15 protein-coding genes and 3 pseudogenes are annotated in these 14,888 nt (G+C 66.6%); 13 read left to right on the top strand and 5 right to left on the bottom strand.

The window, feature by feature from the left end:
* Nucleotides 1–50 precede the first annotated feature (50 nt).
* Nucleotides 51–652, bottom strand: a pseudogene (locus tag AC3IYJ_RS38885) (IS6 family transposase); the annotation flags it as partial.
* 210 nt (nucleotides 653–862) lie between these two features.
* On the opposite strand from AC3IYJ_RS38885, the gene AC3IYJ_RS38880 reads away from it, so the two are divergent.
* Complete coding sequence (locus AC3IYJ_RS38880; protein ID WP_489399207.1) at nucleotides 863–1,474, top strand: transposase; 612 nt, start codon at nucleotides 863–865, stop codon at nucleotides 1,472–1,474.
* Nucleotides 1,475–1,524: 50 nt separating this feature from the next.
* Here AC3IYJ_RS38880 and AC3IYJ_RS38875 read toward each other — a convergent pair whose 3' ends face one another.
* A complete protein-coding gene (locus AC3IYJ_RS38875) occupies nucleotides 1,525–2,316 on the bottom strand; it encodes a PLP-dependent aminotransferase family protein (protein ID WP_489399206.1) in 792 nt (263 codons plus the stop codon).
* 408 nt (nucleotides 2,317–2,724) lie between these two features.
* Between AC3IYJ_RS38875 and AC3IYJ_RS38870 the strand changes: the two genes are divergently transcribed.
* Complete coding sequence (locus AC3IYJ_RS38870; protein ID WP_489399205.1) at nucleotides 2,725–3,558, top strand: ABC transporter ATP-binding protein; 834 nt, start codon at nucleotides 2,725–2,727, stop codon at nucleotides 3,556–3,558.
* A gap of 56 nt (nucleotides 3,559–3,614) precedes the next feature.
* The gene (locus tag AC3IYJ_RS38865; RefSeq protein WP_489399204.1) at nucleotides 3,615–6,149 is read left to right on the top strand and encodes an ABC transporter permease; all 2,535 of its coding nucleotides are present in this window, start codon (nucleotides 3,615–3,617) and stop codon (nucleotides 6,147–6,149) included.
* Nucleotides 6,150–6,833: 684 nt separating this feature from the next.
* Here the strand turns inward: AC3IYJ_RS38865 and AC3IYJ_RS38860 are convergent.
* On the bottom strand, nucleotides 6,834–7,229 hold the full coding sequence (locus tag AC3IYJ_RS38860) for a DUF6479 family protein (RefSeq protein WP_489399203.1): 396 nt from the start codon (nucleotides 7,227–7,229) through the stop codon (nucleotides 6,834–6,836).
* A gap of 294 nt (nucleotides 7,230–7,523) precedes the next feature.
* Here AC3IYJ_RS38860 and AC3IYJ_RS38855 point away from each other — a divergent pair, with 294 nt between their 5' ends.
* The 3 genes from AC3IYJ_RS38855 to AC3IYJ_RS38845 all read left to right on the top strand — a co-directional run bounded on the left by AC3IYJ_RS38855 (nucleotide 7,524) and on the right by AC3IYJ_RS38845 (nucleotide 10,552).
* Nucleotides 7,524–8,102, top strand: coding sequence for a fasciclin domain-containing protein (locus AC3IYJ_RS38855; protein WP_489399202.1), 579 nt, complete (start codon nucleotides 7,524–7,526; stop codon nucleotides 8,100–8,102).
* A 166-nt stretch (nucleotides 8,103–8,268) separates the two neighbouring features.
* Nucleotides 8,269–9,861, top strand: coding sequence for a molybdopterin-dependent oxidoreductase (locus AC3IYJ_RS38850; RefSeq protein ID WP_489399201.1), 1,593 nt, complete (start codon nucleotides 8,269–8,271; stop codon nucleotides 9,859–9,861).
* Between the two features lie 187 nt (nucleotides 9,862–10,048).
* Nucleotides 10,049–10,552 carry a VOC family protein gene (locus AC3IYJ_RS38845; protein ID WP_489399200.1) on the top strand — a complete coding sequence of 168 codons (504 nt, stop codon included), beginning with the start codon at nucleotides 10,049–10,051 and terminating at the stop codon, nucleotides 10,550–10,552.
* 193 nt (nucleotides 10,553–10,745) lie between these two features.
* On the opposite strand, the gene AC3IYJ_RS38840 is transcribed toward AC3IYJ_RS38845, so the two are convergent.
* Nucleotides 10,746–11,090: a SpoIIE family protein phosphatase gene (locus tag AC3IYJ_RS38840; protein ID WP_489399199.1), complete on the bottom strand. Its 345-nt coding sequence runs from the start codon at nucleotides 11,088–11,090 to the stop codon at nucleotides 10,746–10,748.
* Here AC3IYJ_RS38840 and AC3IYJ_RS38835 point away from each other — a divergent pair.
* Genes AC3IYJ_RS38835 through AC3IYJ_RS38825 form a run of 3 tightly spaced genes read left to right on the top strand, consistent with a single transcriptional unit; the run spans nucleotide 11,072 to nucleotide 12,214 of the window.
* Entirely contained in the window at nucleotides 11,072–11,578 is a 507-nt protein-coding gene (locus AC3IYJ_RS38835; RefSeq protein ID WP_489399198.1) for a hypothetical protein, read from the top strand. The two genes, AC3IYJ_RS38840 and AC3IYJ_RS38835, sit on opposite strands and share 19 nt — an antisense overlap.
* 56 nt (nucleotides 11,579–11,634) lie before the next feature.
* Nucleotides 11,635–11,868, top strand: coding sequence for a hypothetical protein (locus AC3IYJ_RS38830; protein WP_489399197.1), 234 nt, complete (start codon nucleotides 11,635–11,637; stop codon nucleotides 11,866–11,868).
* Entirely contained in the window at nucleotides 11,861–12,214 is a 354-nt protein-coding gene (locus AC3IYJ_RS38825; RefSeq protein WP_489399196.1) for a PRC-barrel domain-containing protein, read from the top strand. The genes AC3IYJ_RS38830 and AC3IYJ_RS38825 overlap by 8 nt, the downstream gene beginning before the upstream one ends.
* Before the next feature lie 175 nt (nucleotides 12,215–12,389).
* Here AC3IYJ_RS38825 and AC3IYJ_RS38820 read toward each other — a convergent pair whose 3' ends face one another.
* Complete coding sequence (locus AC3IYJ_RS38820; RefSeq protein WP_489399195.1) at nucleotides 12,390–12,698, bottom strand: hypothetical protein; 309 nt, start codon at nucleotides 12,696–12,698, stop codon at nucleotides 12,390–12,392.
* A gap of 287 nt (nucleotides 12,699–12,985) precedes the next feature.
* On the opposite strand from AC3IYJ_RS38820, the pseudogene AC3IYJ_RS38815 reads away from it, so the two are divergent.
* The 4 genes and pseudogenes from AC3IYJ_RS38815 to AC3IYJ_RS38800 form a co-directional block, all read left to right on the top strand.
* A pseudogene (locus AC3IYJ_RS38815) lies at nucleotides 12,986–13,475 on the top strand (transposase family protein); the annotation flags it as partial.
* Between the two features lie 69 nt (nucleotides 13,476–13,544).
* A complete protein-coding gene (locus AC3IYJ_RS38810) occupies nucleotides 13,545–13,844 on the top strand; it encodes a transposase (protein WP_489396335.1) in 300 nt (99 codons plus the stop codon).
* Complete coding sequence (locus AC3IYJ_RS38805) at nucleotides 13,841–14,728, top strand: IS3 family transposase (protein WP_489396336.1); 888 nt, start codon at nucleotides 13,841–13,843, stop codon at nucleotides 14,726–14,728. Before AC3IYJ_RS38810 ends, AC3IYJ_RS38805 begins: the two co-directional genes overlap by 4 nt.
* Nucleotides 14,729–14,742: 14 nt before the next feature.
* A pseudogene (locus AC3IYJ_RS38800) lies at nucleotides 14,743–14,886 on the top strand (IS5/IS1182 family transposase); the annotation flags it as partial.
* Between the last annotated feature and the right edge of the window lie 2 nt (nucleotides 14,887–14,888).

Raw genomic sequence — 14,888 nt, 5'->3', positions numbered from 1 at the left:
GTCACCACCGCCGCTTGACAACACCATTGGGAATCAGTGGCCAACCTGAACAAGCTCATTATCTCGAAGCGGTGACGGCTGGCGGTCATGAGGGGGCGGTGGGGTCGGAAATGGGGTGAGGGCCCGGCGAACGCGGGCAGGAACCGCTGTGCCGAGCCGGGGCCGCGGAACCCCTTCATCGCGCGTTCACGCTGCCTCGTCGGCTGGTGGGAGTCTTCCGCCCGGTTGTTCAATCCTTTGTGGGAGCGGTGCTCCACCGAGGGCATCGCCTGCCGTGGGCGGCACCGTAGGCACGGAGCTTGTCCGTGACGATCACCCGGTGCACCGACCCGGTCGTCTTGAGAAGCCGGCGGAAGAACCGCCTGGCCTCGGCCTTGTCCCGGGGCTTCTGGACGAGGATGTCGAGCACATTGCCATCGGTGTCGACCGCACGGCACAGGTACTTCCACTCCCCGTTGATCTTGATGAAGACCTCGTCCAGACGCCACTTATCAGCCGGCCGCGGGCGCCGCCGACGCAGGCTGTTCGCATAGGCCTGCCCGAACTTCGGACACCAGCGCCGGACGCTCTCGCAGGAGACGACCACCCCGCGTTCGAGCATGAGTTCTTCGACCTCGCGGAAGCTCAGGGGGAAGCGCAAGTACAGCCACATACAGTGCGAGACGACCTCCACCGGATACCGGTGATTCCGGTACGACGGCACCGCGGACGACACGACCGGCTCCCCGCCCACACAACCAACCCTAAAATCATCCCAACCCACCACCGCCAACGTGACCCCCTCGACGGCCTGCGCGGTGTTCAGCTGCTGCCCGGCGCTGCGGGCGGCTTCCTGCGCGAGGGACACGGCCCGGTGAGGCCCATGAGCAGGATGATGCCCAGGGCCGAGACGGCGAGGAACGGCGACAGAGACCCCGGTCACGAAGGCGCCACCGTACTGCACGGGACCTTGCACGGCGGCGCATCGGCCCGGCGTTCACCCTCGCCCCCTGAAGGTATCGAGGGGGCTGGTCATGTCACCTGCCCCACCGGCGCAGCCAGCCGAAACTGGCGTGAATCGATGAGCGCCGACGGGCTGGCGACCATCCAGGTCACCTTCCGCCTCCCGGACTGCACCCCCTGCCCGCAGCGTGTCCACTGCACCCGCTCGAAGGCCAACGCCCGCTACCTGACCTTCCGCCCCCAGCGGCAGTTCGAGACCCAGCGGCGCCTACGCGTCGAGCAGACCACCGACGCCTGGCGCGAGCAGTACGCCCTGCGCTCGGGCATCGAAGGCACCATGTCCCAGGCATCCAGACGCTGCGACGTCCACCACGCCCGCTACAAAGGCCTCTCCAAGACCCACCTGCAACACGTCCTCACCGCGATGGCCCTCAACCTCGTCCGCATCGACGCCTGGCTCACCGACACACCACACGGCGGCAGCTGGACCTCCCACCTCAAAACCCTCCGCCACTCACTCACGCCACCGTGAATAGACCAGCAGAGTCCTCAGAGGGGGAAATTCAGCAACTACCCTCCCCCTCAGCGACAACAGGGGCCTCCGTCACCCAGTGGCCTCCTGCCGCAGTGCGCGGCTCGGCAGCGGCCTTCGGAGTCCCCCCGCCCGAGGAACGGCTCCGGCATGTCATATCGGAGCCCTGCACCTTTCCATCGCCGGACGAACTCGTCGATGACGTCGTAGTGACTTCCGAGGTGGAGGTGCACATACGGGACGTTCCCTGCCTGATTGAACAGGGAGCCACTGATCAGCGTGCCAGTCGCGTAGAAGAGATCGTCACGGAAGCGGTCAATGCCGGAGCGGTCGCCGTGGTAGACGCGCGGAATCTCGAGGAGCATGTATGAGGTAGAAGGTCCTGTACATATGCTCCCGTCTGGCCATCCCATGGAATTCAGCGCGTTGCGGACACCCTCTTTCTGCCGAGCGTAGAACAATCCTGTACTCAGTGTCCATTCCGCGGCTTGCGTAGTCTCCAACCAGGCACACATTATTTCCGCGTTGTGGGTGTTGCAGTGGTAGCGATTGATCCAGGACTTTCGGGCGAGTGAAGCAAGCAGTCCGCCCGATGTAGTAATCGCTGCCACGCCCATGGTGTTGCAGCTGAACTGCTTGCCAAAGGGGCGTGTCACCACCCAGCGGTCAAACATCCCTGAGCGCGTCAGGGAATTGTCGCCACCCTCGTGAGAAAAGGACTCCAGCAGTCTCTTCAGGGTATTCTCGACAGGCACTCTGGGATCGTGAACCCCGTAATAGGCATCGTCGACCAGCAGGTGGGCCGACTCCTCCGCACAGGTGTTGAGCAGAAAATCTGTCACCCGGTACGACCATATTATGGGCATTCGGGTCCGCGTTCCGCCAAGGATTATGTTTGGGTGCGGAGAACGCCGTACTGTAGGCTTTCATATCGAAACTCCTTACCGTGTTTACGCCGGAATCTTCTCAAGGGGCTGGGTGGCGGGGATGATGCGCCGGACGCGACGCGTAGAGCGGTAGGCGGTAGCGGAGCCCCAGATGCCTGAGATCCGGACACCAGGCCCACCGGACCAGCGACCCCCACCCCAACCGCACCTTGACATCCATAGGGGCATCAACACCGCCACCGGCTGTACCTCGCGAGGTCATCCTTGCGTAGCATCTGTCAGCCTCGGATACCTCTGTGGAATGCCCTGGGACCAGGTATTGGGTCTGATGTGCGTCCGAGTGTGAGCTGCAACGGTATAGATATGTTATTCCGTTACGGTATCCGCCATCTTGTCAGCGCAGGAAACCCTCTTGTGACCACCAGTCTCTTCGGCGCCCAGACTGCCGTCCGCACTGCCTCTGTCGCGGCCCGTGCCGTGGATCTGTCCAAGGTCTACGGAGAGGGCGAGACCCAGGTGGTCGCCCTCGACCGGATCTCCGTGGACTTCCGGCAGGGAGAGTTCACCGCGATCATGGGCCCGTCGGGCTCGGGCAAGTCGACACTGATGCACTGCGTTGCGGGCCTCGACAGCTTCAGCGGCGGCTCTGCGCGGATCGGCGACACCGAGCTCGGTTCCCTCAAGGACAAGCAGCTGACCCAGCTGCGCCGCGACAAGATCGGTTTCATCTTCCAGGCCTTCAACCTGCTGCCGACCCTGACGGCGCTGGAGAACATCACTCTCCCGATGGACATCGCTGGTGGCAAGCCGGACAGGCAGTGGCTCCAGCAGGTCATCGACGTGCTGGGGCTCTCGGGACGGCTCAGCCACCGCCCCGCCCAGCTGTCCGGCGGTCAGCAGCAGCGTGTCGCCGTCGCCCGCGCGCTCGCCTCCCGGCCCGAGATCATCTTCGGTGACGAGCCGACCGGCAACGTCGACTCGCGCTCCGGCGGCGAGATTCTGGGCTTCCTGCGCAACTCGGTGCGGGAGCTGGGCCAGACCGTGGTCATGGTGACGCACGATCCGGTGGCCGCATCGCACGCGGACCGCGTCATCTTCCTCGCGGACGGACGGATCGTGGACGAGATGACCGCCCCCACCGCCGACGGTGTCCTGGACCGCATGAAGGAGTTCGACGCCAAGGGCCGGACCAGCTGACCCACGGCTCAACCGAAGACTTCCGGCCCTCACCTCACCTCAGGACTACTCACACCATGTTCCGTACCGCCCTGCGCAATGTCCTCACGCACAAGGCCAGGCTATTGATGACCGTACTCGCCGTGATACTCGGCGTGGCGTTCGTCTCCGGCACCCTGATCTTCACCTCGACCATCTCCGAGGCGTACCAGAAGAGCTCTCAGAAGGGCTTCGACAACGTCGACGTCGCCATCCAGCCGCACCGGCAGGCTGACGACAAGCAGCACCCGGGCGTGACCCCGGAGCTCACCCAGCAATTGCTCGACCGGGCCGCCAAAGTGCCCGGCGCCGCCTCGGCCACCGGTTCGGTCAACGGCTTCGCCGCGATCGCCAGCAAGAACGGCAAGCTGATAAGCGAGGGCTTCGGCTCCTCCGGTTCCAATTACTACCCCGGCACCGACGGCAAGGACACTCGCTACCCGCTCAAAGACGGTCGAACGCCCAAGAGTTCAAGGGAGATCGCCCTGGACGCCAAGACCGCCGAGCGCGGGGGCTACAAGGTTGGCGACACCGTCCGCATCTCCGTGAACGGCCCCGTCCTGGAGCAGAAACTCACCGGCGTCTTCACCACCGACGACGGCAACGTCTCCGCAGGCGGCAGCCTCGCCCTCTTCGACACCGCCACCGCGCAGAACCTCTATGCCAAGCCGGGCGAGTTCAGCAAGATCAATGTCAAGGCCGCGCCCGGTACCTCCCAGGACACGCTCAAGGCGTCGGTCGAGAAGATCCTCCCGCATGGGATCGAGGCCGTCACTGGCAAGCAGCTGACCGACGAACAGGCCATCGACATCGCCGAAGACTCTAAGGGCATGCGCAACGCCCTCCTCGGCTTTGCCAGCGTCGCGCTGGTCGTCGGTATCTTCGTCATTGCCAACACCTTCACCATGCTGGTCGCCCAGCGCACTAAGGAACTGGCACTGCTGCGCGCGGTCGGCGCCAGTCGCCGCCAGGTCACGCGCTCGGTGCTCATCGAGGCGCTCGTCGTCGGCACGGTCGCCGGCGTGACTGGTCTACTCGCCGGTATCGGCATCGGCGCGGGGCTGCGTTCCTTGACTAGCAGCACAGGGGGCACGGTGCCCGACGGCCCGCTCGTCATCTCCCCGGCCGCCGTCCTGACCTCGCTGGCCGTCGGCGTTGTCGTCACTATGCTGGCCGCCTGGCTGCCCGGCCGCCGTGCCGCGAAGATCTCGCCGGTCGCCGCCATGAACAGCGTCCACGCCGTCGCCACCACCCGTTCCCTGACGGCCCGCAACACCGTTGGCGGCCTCCTGTCGGCTGCCGGGGTCGTGTCTGTGCTGGCCGGGACGAACATGAAAGCCGATGGGGAAGCCCCGACGGGACTGGGCTTCGTCCTGCTGCTGATCGGTGTGTGCGTGCTGACCCCATTGCTGTCCCGGCCTGTCATCGCCGCCTTCACACCAGCTTTGCGCCTGTTCGGCATCTCCGGCAAACTTGCCCGGCAGAACGCGCTTCGCGACCCGCGCCGCACCGCCGCAACCGCCTCCGCGCTGATGATCGGCCTCACCCTGATCACTGGCATGACGGTGGTTGCCGGCGGCACCCAGAGAGGTCTCGACAAGATGGGCGCGGACTCGATGAAGGCGGACTACGCCGTCTCCATGGCCGGCGCCCCAGCGCTCTCCCCAGACATCGAGAAAAAGCTCGCCCGGCTCCCGCAGGTCACCGCCATCAGCCCGCTGCGCCAGTCCCCGGCCCGTGCCGATGGCAGCCCGGAAACCCTGACTGGCCTCAACAGCACGACCATCACGGACCTGGTCAAACCCGATTTCACAGCTGGCTCGTTCGCCGGATTCTCCGGTGACAAGGCCATCGTCGATGAGGACACCGCCAAGAGCCGTGGCTGGAAGCTCAGCTCCGCCTTCACCGTGACCTACGAGGACGGCAAGCAGGACAGGCTCACCGTATCCGGCATCTACAAAGGCAACAACCTGATGCGCGGCATCATGATCGACACCCGTACCCTGGCCCCGCACCAGAGCGTCATCACCGATACAAAGGTCCTGATCAAGACCAAGGCCGCCACCAGCGACACGGCTAAAGACTCGCTACGCAAAGCGCTCGGGGACAACCCAGCAATCCAGATCCACGACAAAGACGACCTCACCAACGCCAACGCCCAGTCGTTCAACCTGCTGCTGAATATGCTCTACGCCCTGCTCGCAACAGCCGTCATCGTCGCGGTGCTCGGTGTCGTCAACACCCTGGCCATGTCCGTCTTCGAACGCTCCCAGGAGATCGGCATGCTGCGCGCCATCGGCCTGGACCGCAAGGACGTCAAGCGCATGGTCCGTCTGGAGTCGCTGGCTATCTCCCTCTTCGGCGGAGTGCTCGGCATCGCCCTCGGCGTCTTCTTCGGCTGGGCGACGGGCGAGCTGATCAGTAAAATCCTCGGCACCTACGAACTTGTCCTCCCATGGGGCAGGATAGCCATCTTCCTCTTCACTGCCGCCATAGTGGGAGTACTCGCTGCCCTCTGGCCCGCACGCCGGGCGGCAAAGCTGAACATGCTCGAAGCGGTCCGCAGCCAGTAGCTGTCCCCGATGTCGGCGTACAAGGGACGTGGTCGGGTGGCCCCGGGCATCGCAGCCCGGGGCTCCCACAGATCCGTACGTGACAGTCTCCCGTCATACGGCTCTTGTCGCTCTGGTCACTTGACGGCCGGTTTCACCCAGATCCAGTGTGCGAAGTACCGGGGGCTCCGGGCGGCGGCCTGCGCCATCGCCTGGCGGGCCTTACGCAAGGTCCCCGATCGGCGAGGAGGCGTGCCAGTCCCGCGCCGTAGACGCCGGTGCCCTCGATCCCGACCAGCACCAGAGTGCCGAGGGAGTTCAGCCAGGCCAGCTGAGCCCGGTAACCGACCGGGGTGGCAGGGAACTCCCGGGCGCCCAGCTAGCGGCCGGCGGAGTCGAGGGCCGCCGCGGTGTGGGTGTCCTTGTGAGTGTCGACACCGCCCGTGATCTGTATGCCGGATTGTGCGAGGGTGGTCACTGTCGTCCTTACCGTCGTTGTGCCAGGGGCGGCACCCGCCGGCCCGGACAGCGGACAAGACAGTAGTGAGACCTTTGGCCAGGCTCTTACAAGGTCACGAAGCCCCGGCCGGTGAATGCGTGTGAGCGTCTCCCAGCGAGGGTCGGCAGATCCCGTTGAAGACCCGAAGTCAGTCAGGCGTTGGGTCAGACCCCGCCGGGAGACGCCCACGAACATCATCCTTACTGTCAGCCGTAGGCGCCGCGGCCCGAGTTGGGGGGTGAGCCGGGCTGAGGGTGCGGTCCGGGTCCCTCGACGTGATCGTATCCGGACTCGCGCTCGGCTCGGGCCTCTTCCTGGTGGCTGTGCGTGGTGGAGCCGAAGTTGCCGTAGCCCTGCATCTCGTGCGGGCGCAGGCCTTCCTTCGGGAACCCCACGCGCTCCCGCTCTTCGCGGACCTCGTAGACCGCCCCGCCGTCGGGCAGGTGGGGCTGGCTTTCGGCGGTGGGCGGGGCGGGTTCCTTCTTGCGGACCCTCATACCCAGCACGAACCCGCCGAGAAGCACCCCTACCACGACGAGCCCGACCACGAAGAACCACGCGATCTCGGAGAAGGCCGTGTCCACGCTCAGTGTCGTGCCCATACCCGCCCTTTTTGCGCACTCTGCTCGAGATGCGGCGTCTGCCGACGTCGAACGGGTCGCGCACCGCCCGCACTGGCGACAGGGCCGCCGCCCACCTCTCCGATGCATGAATACCGCCCAAGGGGGGACGATGAAAGGTACGACGCGTGGTGGGTCGGAGCCGCCCTTCGAGCGGCGTGGGTGGCACAGGCGATTCAAGACCGTGCCGGACCCTCCCCTCCACCAGCCGAACCGGCCGTCGTCCCCTGGGCCTCGCATTTCAACGAGCCCGCCCTCCAGGAGGAGGAATCCCCAATGACCAGCCTTCGCATCCGCCGCTCCGCCATGGCCGCGGCAGCCGCGTTCGTCCTGCCCATCACCTTGGGTGTGGCCGCCCCCGCGTTCGCCGGCACCCCCACCGCGGACCCCTTCGGCCCCGCCTGCGCGTCCGTGCCCAAGGAAGGCTCCGGCAGCCTCGCCGGCATGGCCCAGGACCCCGTCGCGACCGCCGCCTCGAACAACCCCGCACTGTCCACGCTGGTCACGGCCTTGAAGAAGGCCGGGCTCGTCGACACCCTGAACAACGCCAAGAACATCACCGTGTTCGCCCCGACGAACGACGCCTTCAAGAAGATCCCGAAGGCCGACCTCGACAAGATCCTCGCCGACAAGGCCGAGCTGACGAAGATCCTCACCTACCACGTAGTAGGCGAGAAGATCACCCCGAAGCAGTTGGCGAAGGGCACGTTCACGACCCTGGAAGGCGGCAAGCTGACCACCTACGGCTCCGGTGAAAAGTTCGAGGTCAACGACACCGCCAAGATCGTCTGCGGAGACGTCCAGACCGCCAACGCCACCGTCAACATCATCGACACCGTCCTCACCCCGAAGTAGCGGACGACGACGATCCCATCAGGGGAAGCCCCCGCCTCCTACGGCACCCAGGCAGCCGCGCGGTCGACCGCGCGGCCTGCGTGGTGGGGAGCTGGGTCCGTGCGGGTGGAATCCTCAAGGCGGCGGCCACCGGACCACCGGCCGCCGATGATTTTCGGGTCGAATCATGAACGTGACAACAGCCTCGAAGCGGTGGGTGCGACTTCCCCTCGCCGCGCTCAGCGGCCTCCTGGCCGGCTACGCGGCCCTGGCCGTCGCGGAACTCGTCTCCGCCGCGGTCCGGCCCCAGTCCGGGCCCCTCACCGCGGTAGGCGGCGCCGCGATCGACCGGACGCCCGCGCCCGTCAAGGACTTCGCAATCCGGCACTTCGGCGAAAGCGACAAGCTGGTCCTCCAACTGGGCATCCTGGCCGCCATCGCCGCCCTGGCCGTCCTGATCGGGCTGATCGCGCTGCGCTACCGCCGCGTCGGATCGGCCTTCATCCTGCTCTTCGGTGTGGTCGGAGCCGCAGCGGCAATCAGCCGCCCGGACTCCACCGGCGTCACCGATGGCCTGCCCTCCGTCGTCGGAGCGATCATCGGCGCAGGCCTGCTGTATTGGCTGATCGGCCGCCTCACCACCGCACGTGGGCACGCAGGGCCGCCCACCGAAGCACGGAACGCAGCGGGCTGGGACCGGCGCGGCTTCCTCATCGCCGCGACCGCCGCCGCCGTCGCCTCCACCGGCGCCGGAGCCCTTGGCCGCTCCCTTAACGGCATGCGCGGCCAGAACGCCGTCGCCTCACGCGGCGCCGTCCGCATCCCACCACCCACCTCCCCAGCCGCAGCCATCCCCACCGGGGCGCAGCTCAAGATCCCCGGCATCAGCCCGTTCGTCACACCCAACAAGGACTTCTACCGCGTCGACACCGCGCTCATGGTCCCGAAAGTCGATGCCACAACCTGGCGGCTGAAAATCCACGGCAAGGGCGTCACCCGACCGCTCACCCTCACCTTCGAAGACCTCCTCGCCCGGGACCTGATCGAGCGGGACATCACCTTGACCTGCGTCTCCAACGAGGTCGGCGGCCCCTACGTCGGCAACGCCCGCTGGATCGGCGTACGCCTCGCCGACATCCTGCGCGAAGCAGCGGTGAAGCCGCCCTCCCAGGGCGGGCCCGCGGATCAGCTGATCGCCCGCTCGGTGGACGGCATGACCCTGGGCACCCCGGTCGATGCGGTCATGGACGGCCGCGACGCCATGCTCGCCATCGGCATGAACGGGCAGCCCCTCCCCTTCACCCACGGTTTCCCAGTACGGATGGTCGTCCCCGGCCTGTACGGCTACGTCTCTGCCTGCAAGTGGATCCAGGACATCGAGCTGACCACCTTCGACTCCTATGACCCGTACTGGGTCAAACGGGGCTGGGCCAAGAAGGGCCCCATCAAAACCGAATCCCGCATCGACACCCCCCAGCCCTTCGCCCGCCCCAAGGCCGGCACCGTCATGATCGCGGGAGTGGCCTGGGCCCAGCACCGCGGCATCGAAAAGGTGGAGGTCCGCATCGACGACGGACCCTGGAACCTCGCCGACCTCGCCGCACAGGACACCACCGATACCTGGCGCCAATGGTCCTACTCCTGGAATGCAACGCCCGGCGGCCACACTCTCACCGTCCGCGCCACCGACCAGACCGGCCAGACCCAGACCGAGAAGCGCACAGGCACCATCCCCGACGGCGCAAGCGGCTGGCACTCCGTCGTCATCACCGTCGAATAGGCACAGGACCTACCACCAGGCACGGAACGCGCTTCCCCAGCCGGGGCCGGCCGTCCGCCGATGCCCCCGGCGGCTCGAGAAGGCGCTTCGGTGCTCCACTTCGGGGCGTGCGCCTTGGGCAGCATCACGAGGCATCGGGGGCCAGGTGGTTCCCAGCCTCCGCATCGGTTGCGGCAGGACGGCCGTGATGGTCGGATCGCATCAGAACTTGCGTTCCGCACCCACAGGCAGCCATGCCAGTACGGCGCGAGCGCCCGAGTACCTGGAGCAGACAGCGGCATCTCGGCTCAATCCCTACATCCGGTTCGATGGAACGGCGCGGGAGGCCCTGGACTTCTACGCCGAGACGTTCGGCGGTTCCCCCGAAATCATGACCTTCGGTGACACCGGCCAGGCGGACTCCCCAGACGCGGCCAAGATCATGCACGGGACGCTGGAGACTGCGGCTGGCTACACGATCATGGCGTCGGATGCTCCGACTGGCATGCCGGCCCCCACCCCTGGCGGTTCCATCGCCGTCAGCCTCAGCGGGGACGACGCCGACGCGCTGCGCGGCTACTTCAACAAGCTCACAGTCGGCGGCACGGTAGACATGCCGCTGGAGAAGCAGTTCTGGGGCGACGAGTTCGGCATGTGCACCGACCGGTTCGGTGTGCAGTGGATGGTGAACATCAGCCAAGCGCAGTCCTGAGCCTAGCTCGGCTGGACTTCGGCTCTCGGGGATCTTGAAGTGCCAGTGGCTGGTCTGTCGCGTTGCGCGCAGGCTGGCGCTACTGCGTTGATCCAGGAAGCGCCGATGCGCCCAGGCGGCTGCCCCACGCCTGGGCGCCGTCGGCGTCGATGGCCTATGTCGCGGCCCCCAATCGCGGATGCTCGGGCCAGGATTACGGGATGCGCACCGCGAGAACGACGACATCGTCTCCGGGTGGCGGATCCGCCAGTTCCTTGGTGATTCTGCCGATCAGATCGGGGAGTGGCCTGCCCCCGTCACGGGCCAGCAGCGTGGACAGCTGCGCGAGGGCATTCGCCATACCGTGTCCCCAGCGTTCGATGAGCCCGTCCGTGTAGAGCAACAGCGTTGAGCCTGGGAGGAGTTCACGCTGGTGTCCAGTGCGGCGCGCAGGCCCGATCGACGGGTGAAACAGAATGTCATGCTCCTCCAGCGCGGTCACCTGGCCGGCGGGAGTGCGGAGCAGGGGTGGGGAAGGACATGCAGAGAGAAGGACCATACGGGAGCGACGAGTACGTGGAGCCCGCCGGAGAGACCCTGTCCACCGAGGACATCGCCCGGCCCCAGACAGACGCGTCGCAACAACCCGCCGACGATGACGTGCAGGCAGTCCCCGACACCGAGGGGGCAGAACCCAGGACCAGAATCACGGACGAGGCCGGAGACGAGCCGGACGGCGTGCCCGGCGAATGGGACGAGTCGACCCAGGAGCCCGATTCTGCGCCGCTCCTCGGGGCGAAGGAGGCAGAGGGCCTGCGTACCCGGTGGCAGGAGATCCAACAGGGGTTCGTCGATGACCCGAAGCAGTCGGTGCTTGCCGCAGATGGGCTCGTTGCCGAGGTGATGCAACTGCTCGCCACCACATTCGCCGACCACAAGCAGGGCCTCGAAGGCCAGTGGCACCGCGGCGAGGAGGTCGCCACCGAGGACCTGCGCCTGGCCCTGCGCCAGTACCGGACCTTCTTCGACCGCCTGCTCAGTACCTGACCAACCGAGGACGGGCAGCCGCCACAAGAGACTCCGATGAAATCGAGGAGGCCGTCATGGACGAGCAAGGCGGCGCCGGAGGCGTACCTCCGCACGACGGGCACGGCTCACGAAGGACCACTCCGCCCACCGAGCGCAGCGGCGACGAGCGTACGGCTGCGGCCGACACGGACGAGGCAAGCCGCCTCGACCAGCCCGAACCTGTACCGAACCCCGTGACGGGACATCGGCGCTGGGTGGGCCCGAAGAGTCGCGAGGGCGAGGAGAAGCGGGGCAAGAGCGATGAGTGAGGCAGGCATCTGGGGCTATGGACAGGACGTCGGACACCAGCCGGGGATCGACCTGATCGGGTACAAGGTCGAGGCGACGGACGTCCAGATCGGAAAGATCGACAAGCATTCCGAGGACGTGGCAGCTTCCTACCTTGTCGTGGACACCGGGGCCTGGATCTTCGGCAAGCACGTACTGCTCCCCGCAGGCACCATCCGCCGGATCGACACCGTCGAAGAGAAGGTGTACGTCGACCGGACCAAAGAGCAGATCAAGGACGCGCCCGAGTTCGACGAGGCGAAACGCTCGGGCGAGCCCAGCTACCTGGAACAGTTCGCCCGCTACTACGGCCAACCCCACATGTAGTCCACGAACCACCCGCGGTGCCGCGAAGGCGGCGGTCCTGGGCGACAGGCCATGGTTGGTCCGTGTTCACACGCCTCACTGCAGAAGGCGCTTGCGCCGTGATCGTCACCGGACATGGCAGGGCCCGGCCGGGGTGACTGTGGACCGGCCGGGCCCTGCTGCGTGGGGAATGGTGTCAGATCTCGTCGGGCATTCGGTCCCGGTCCGGCACGATGTCGTCAGCAGGCCGGCCAGAGGACTTCTGACCCTTGGACTCGGACTCCTTGCCCTTGCGCTCGGACTCCTTGCCCTTACGTTCCGGCGCGGGCTTGCCAGGCTGTCGATGCTGAGGGTCCTGACCGCTGCGCTCGCGTTCCTGCTCCTCGCGGCCCTTGCCCGGCTGCTGGTGCTTGTCCTGCATACCGCCCATGACGGTGACTCCCTTGAAGGTCGATCGGGGGATTCCCACGACCACGCTGGCACGAAAGGTCACGAGCCGCATCATTTGGGTCACCACACGTAGTGAGTGGGTCGCGATCCCAGCCCGTCGTGTCAGCAGGCGCACACTCCTCCGCGGCGTGTGGATGAGCCCGCACAGCCCCTTCACCCCGACCGACAGGACTACTGGTTCAACGACGAGAGCGCAGGCGACCGGGAAGGCCCCAACAGCCGCCTCCACACCTGAGGCCGCAGCCGACCCCCGCCTGCCAGCGTCACCCAGTCCCAGTCCTGGCAGGCGGGTCACTCAGCTGCCTCACGTCGGGACAGGCGGACCTCCTCGATGTCGAGGGCGGTCTGGATCTGGCGCAGCTCGCAGCCGGGTCCGGAATCGGCATCTCGGCCGCCTACCGCTACATGCGGGAGGCCATCGAGGTCATAGCCGCTCTCGCACCAACCTTCGCCCAGCTGATGGAAACGGCCCGAACCAAGGTGTTCGTGATCCTGAAGGCACCCTGCTGCCAATCAACCGGATCGCCTCCGACACCCCGTACTACTCCGGGAAACACAAGTGCCACGGCATGAACGTCCAGGTCCTCACCGATCCCTTCGGGCGACTGCTGTGGGCCTTGCCCGCGCTGCCCGGCTCACCCCACGGCTTCACCGCCGCCCGCACCCACACCCGTACCCGCAGCATCGTCTGTGGGCTCACCGAGGCAGGCCTCAAGTGCTGCGCGGATAAGACATATCAGAGCGCTGGTAGTCCCATCCGGGCGCGCCCTTCCGGGGCCGTCGCCTCGAACGGTGCCAGCGACGGCACAACAGCACGTATGCCAAGATCCGGTGTGAACCTTCCCCTTGATCGTGGACACCTGGAGACTGGGACCCGAGGTTCCAGAGGAAGTAGCACCAGGTGGGAAGCAAGTACACGAAGCGGTACACCGAGGAGTTCAAACGGGACGCGATCGCGCTCGTCGACTCCACGGGTAAGACGGTCACCGCCGTCGCCCGGGACCTGGGCATCAGCTCGGAGTCCCTGCGCGGCTGGTACCGCCAGGCCAAGACGGACCGGGGCGAGGGACGGCCCGGTGAGCTCACCATGGCCGAGAGGGAGGAGCTCAAGCGGCTGCGCAAGCTCGCCGCCGAGCAGGCCAAGACCATCGAGGTACTGCGAAAAGCCGCGGTCTTCTTCGCGAAGGAGAGCGATCGGTGAACGACACGTACGCGTTCATCGAGGCGGAGAAGACCACCCACGGCGTCGCTTTCCTCTGCAGGCTGCTGAAGGTGGCCCGCTCCTCTTTCTACGCCTGGCTCGCCGCGGCGAAGTCCCGGGCCTCCCGCCTGGCAGCCGACGAGGCCCTGGTGCACGAGATCGCCGTCATCCACGTCGCCTCCCGCCAGACCTACGGTGTCCCGCGCATCCACGCCGAACTGCGGCGGCTGGGACGGTGCGTGAACCGCAAGCGCATCGCCCGTCTGATGCGCGAGCACGGCATCCAGGGCGCCCACCGTCGCAAGAGACGATCGCTGACCCGGCCTGACAGGAAGGCGAAGCCGGCACCGGACCTGATCAGCCGCGACTTCCACGCCGAGATCCCCGGCGCGAAGCTGGTCGGCGACATCACCGCCCTGCCCACCGGCGAGGGCTGGCTCTACCTCGCCTGCTGGCTGGACCTGGCCACCCGCGAGGTCGTCGGCTACTCCATGGCCGACCACCACCGCGCCACCCTCGTCGTCGACGCGTTGAAGATGGCTGCCGGCCGCGGCCGCCTCAGGCCCGGCTGCATAGTGCATTCGGACCGCGGTAGCGAATACACCAGCAACCAATTCCGGTGTGAAATAGCCGAGTTGGGCCTCCGCCAGAGCTGCGGACGCACCGGATCCTGCTTCGATAACGCCGCCGCGGAGAGCTTCTGGGCCCTACTCAAAGAAGAGATCGGCACTCGCGTCTGGCCCGACCGGGCCACCGCCCGTGCCGAGGTCTTCGACTTCATCGAGACCTTCTATAACCGCCGCCGGCTCCGCAAGCACAAGGTCTTCGGCTACCTCACCCCAGCCGAGACCCGACAGCGGCAACAGCACACCCTCGCCGCGTAACGAACGAGTGTCCGAGATCACGGGGAAACTTCAGGTGCGTCGACGAGCAGGCCGTGGCAACGCTGAAGGGCTGGCGCCTCCTGCGGCAGCTCCGCTGCAGCACCAACCGCATCGCAGCTATCGTTCAAGCCGTCCTTGTCCTTCACCACGCATCAGCGTG

The sequence above is a fragment of the Streptomyces sp. GL_140 genome, from assembly GCF_057834465.1.
Note: the sequence above shows the minus strand (reverse complement) of the source record. Positions and strands in the feature narration are given on the sequence as shown.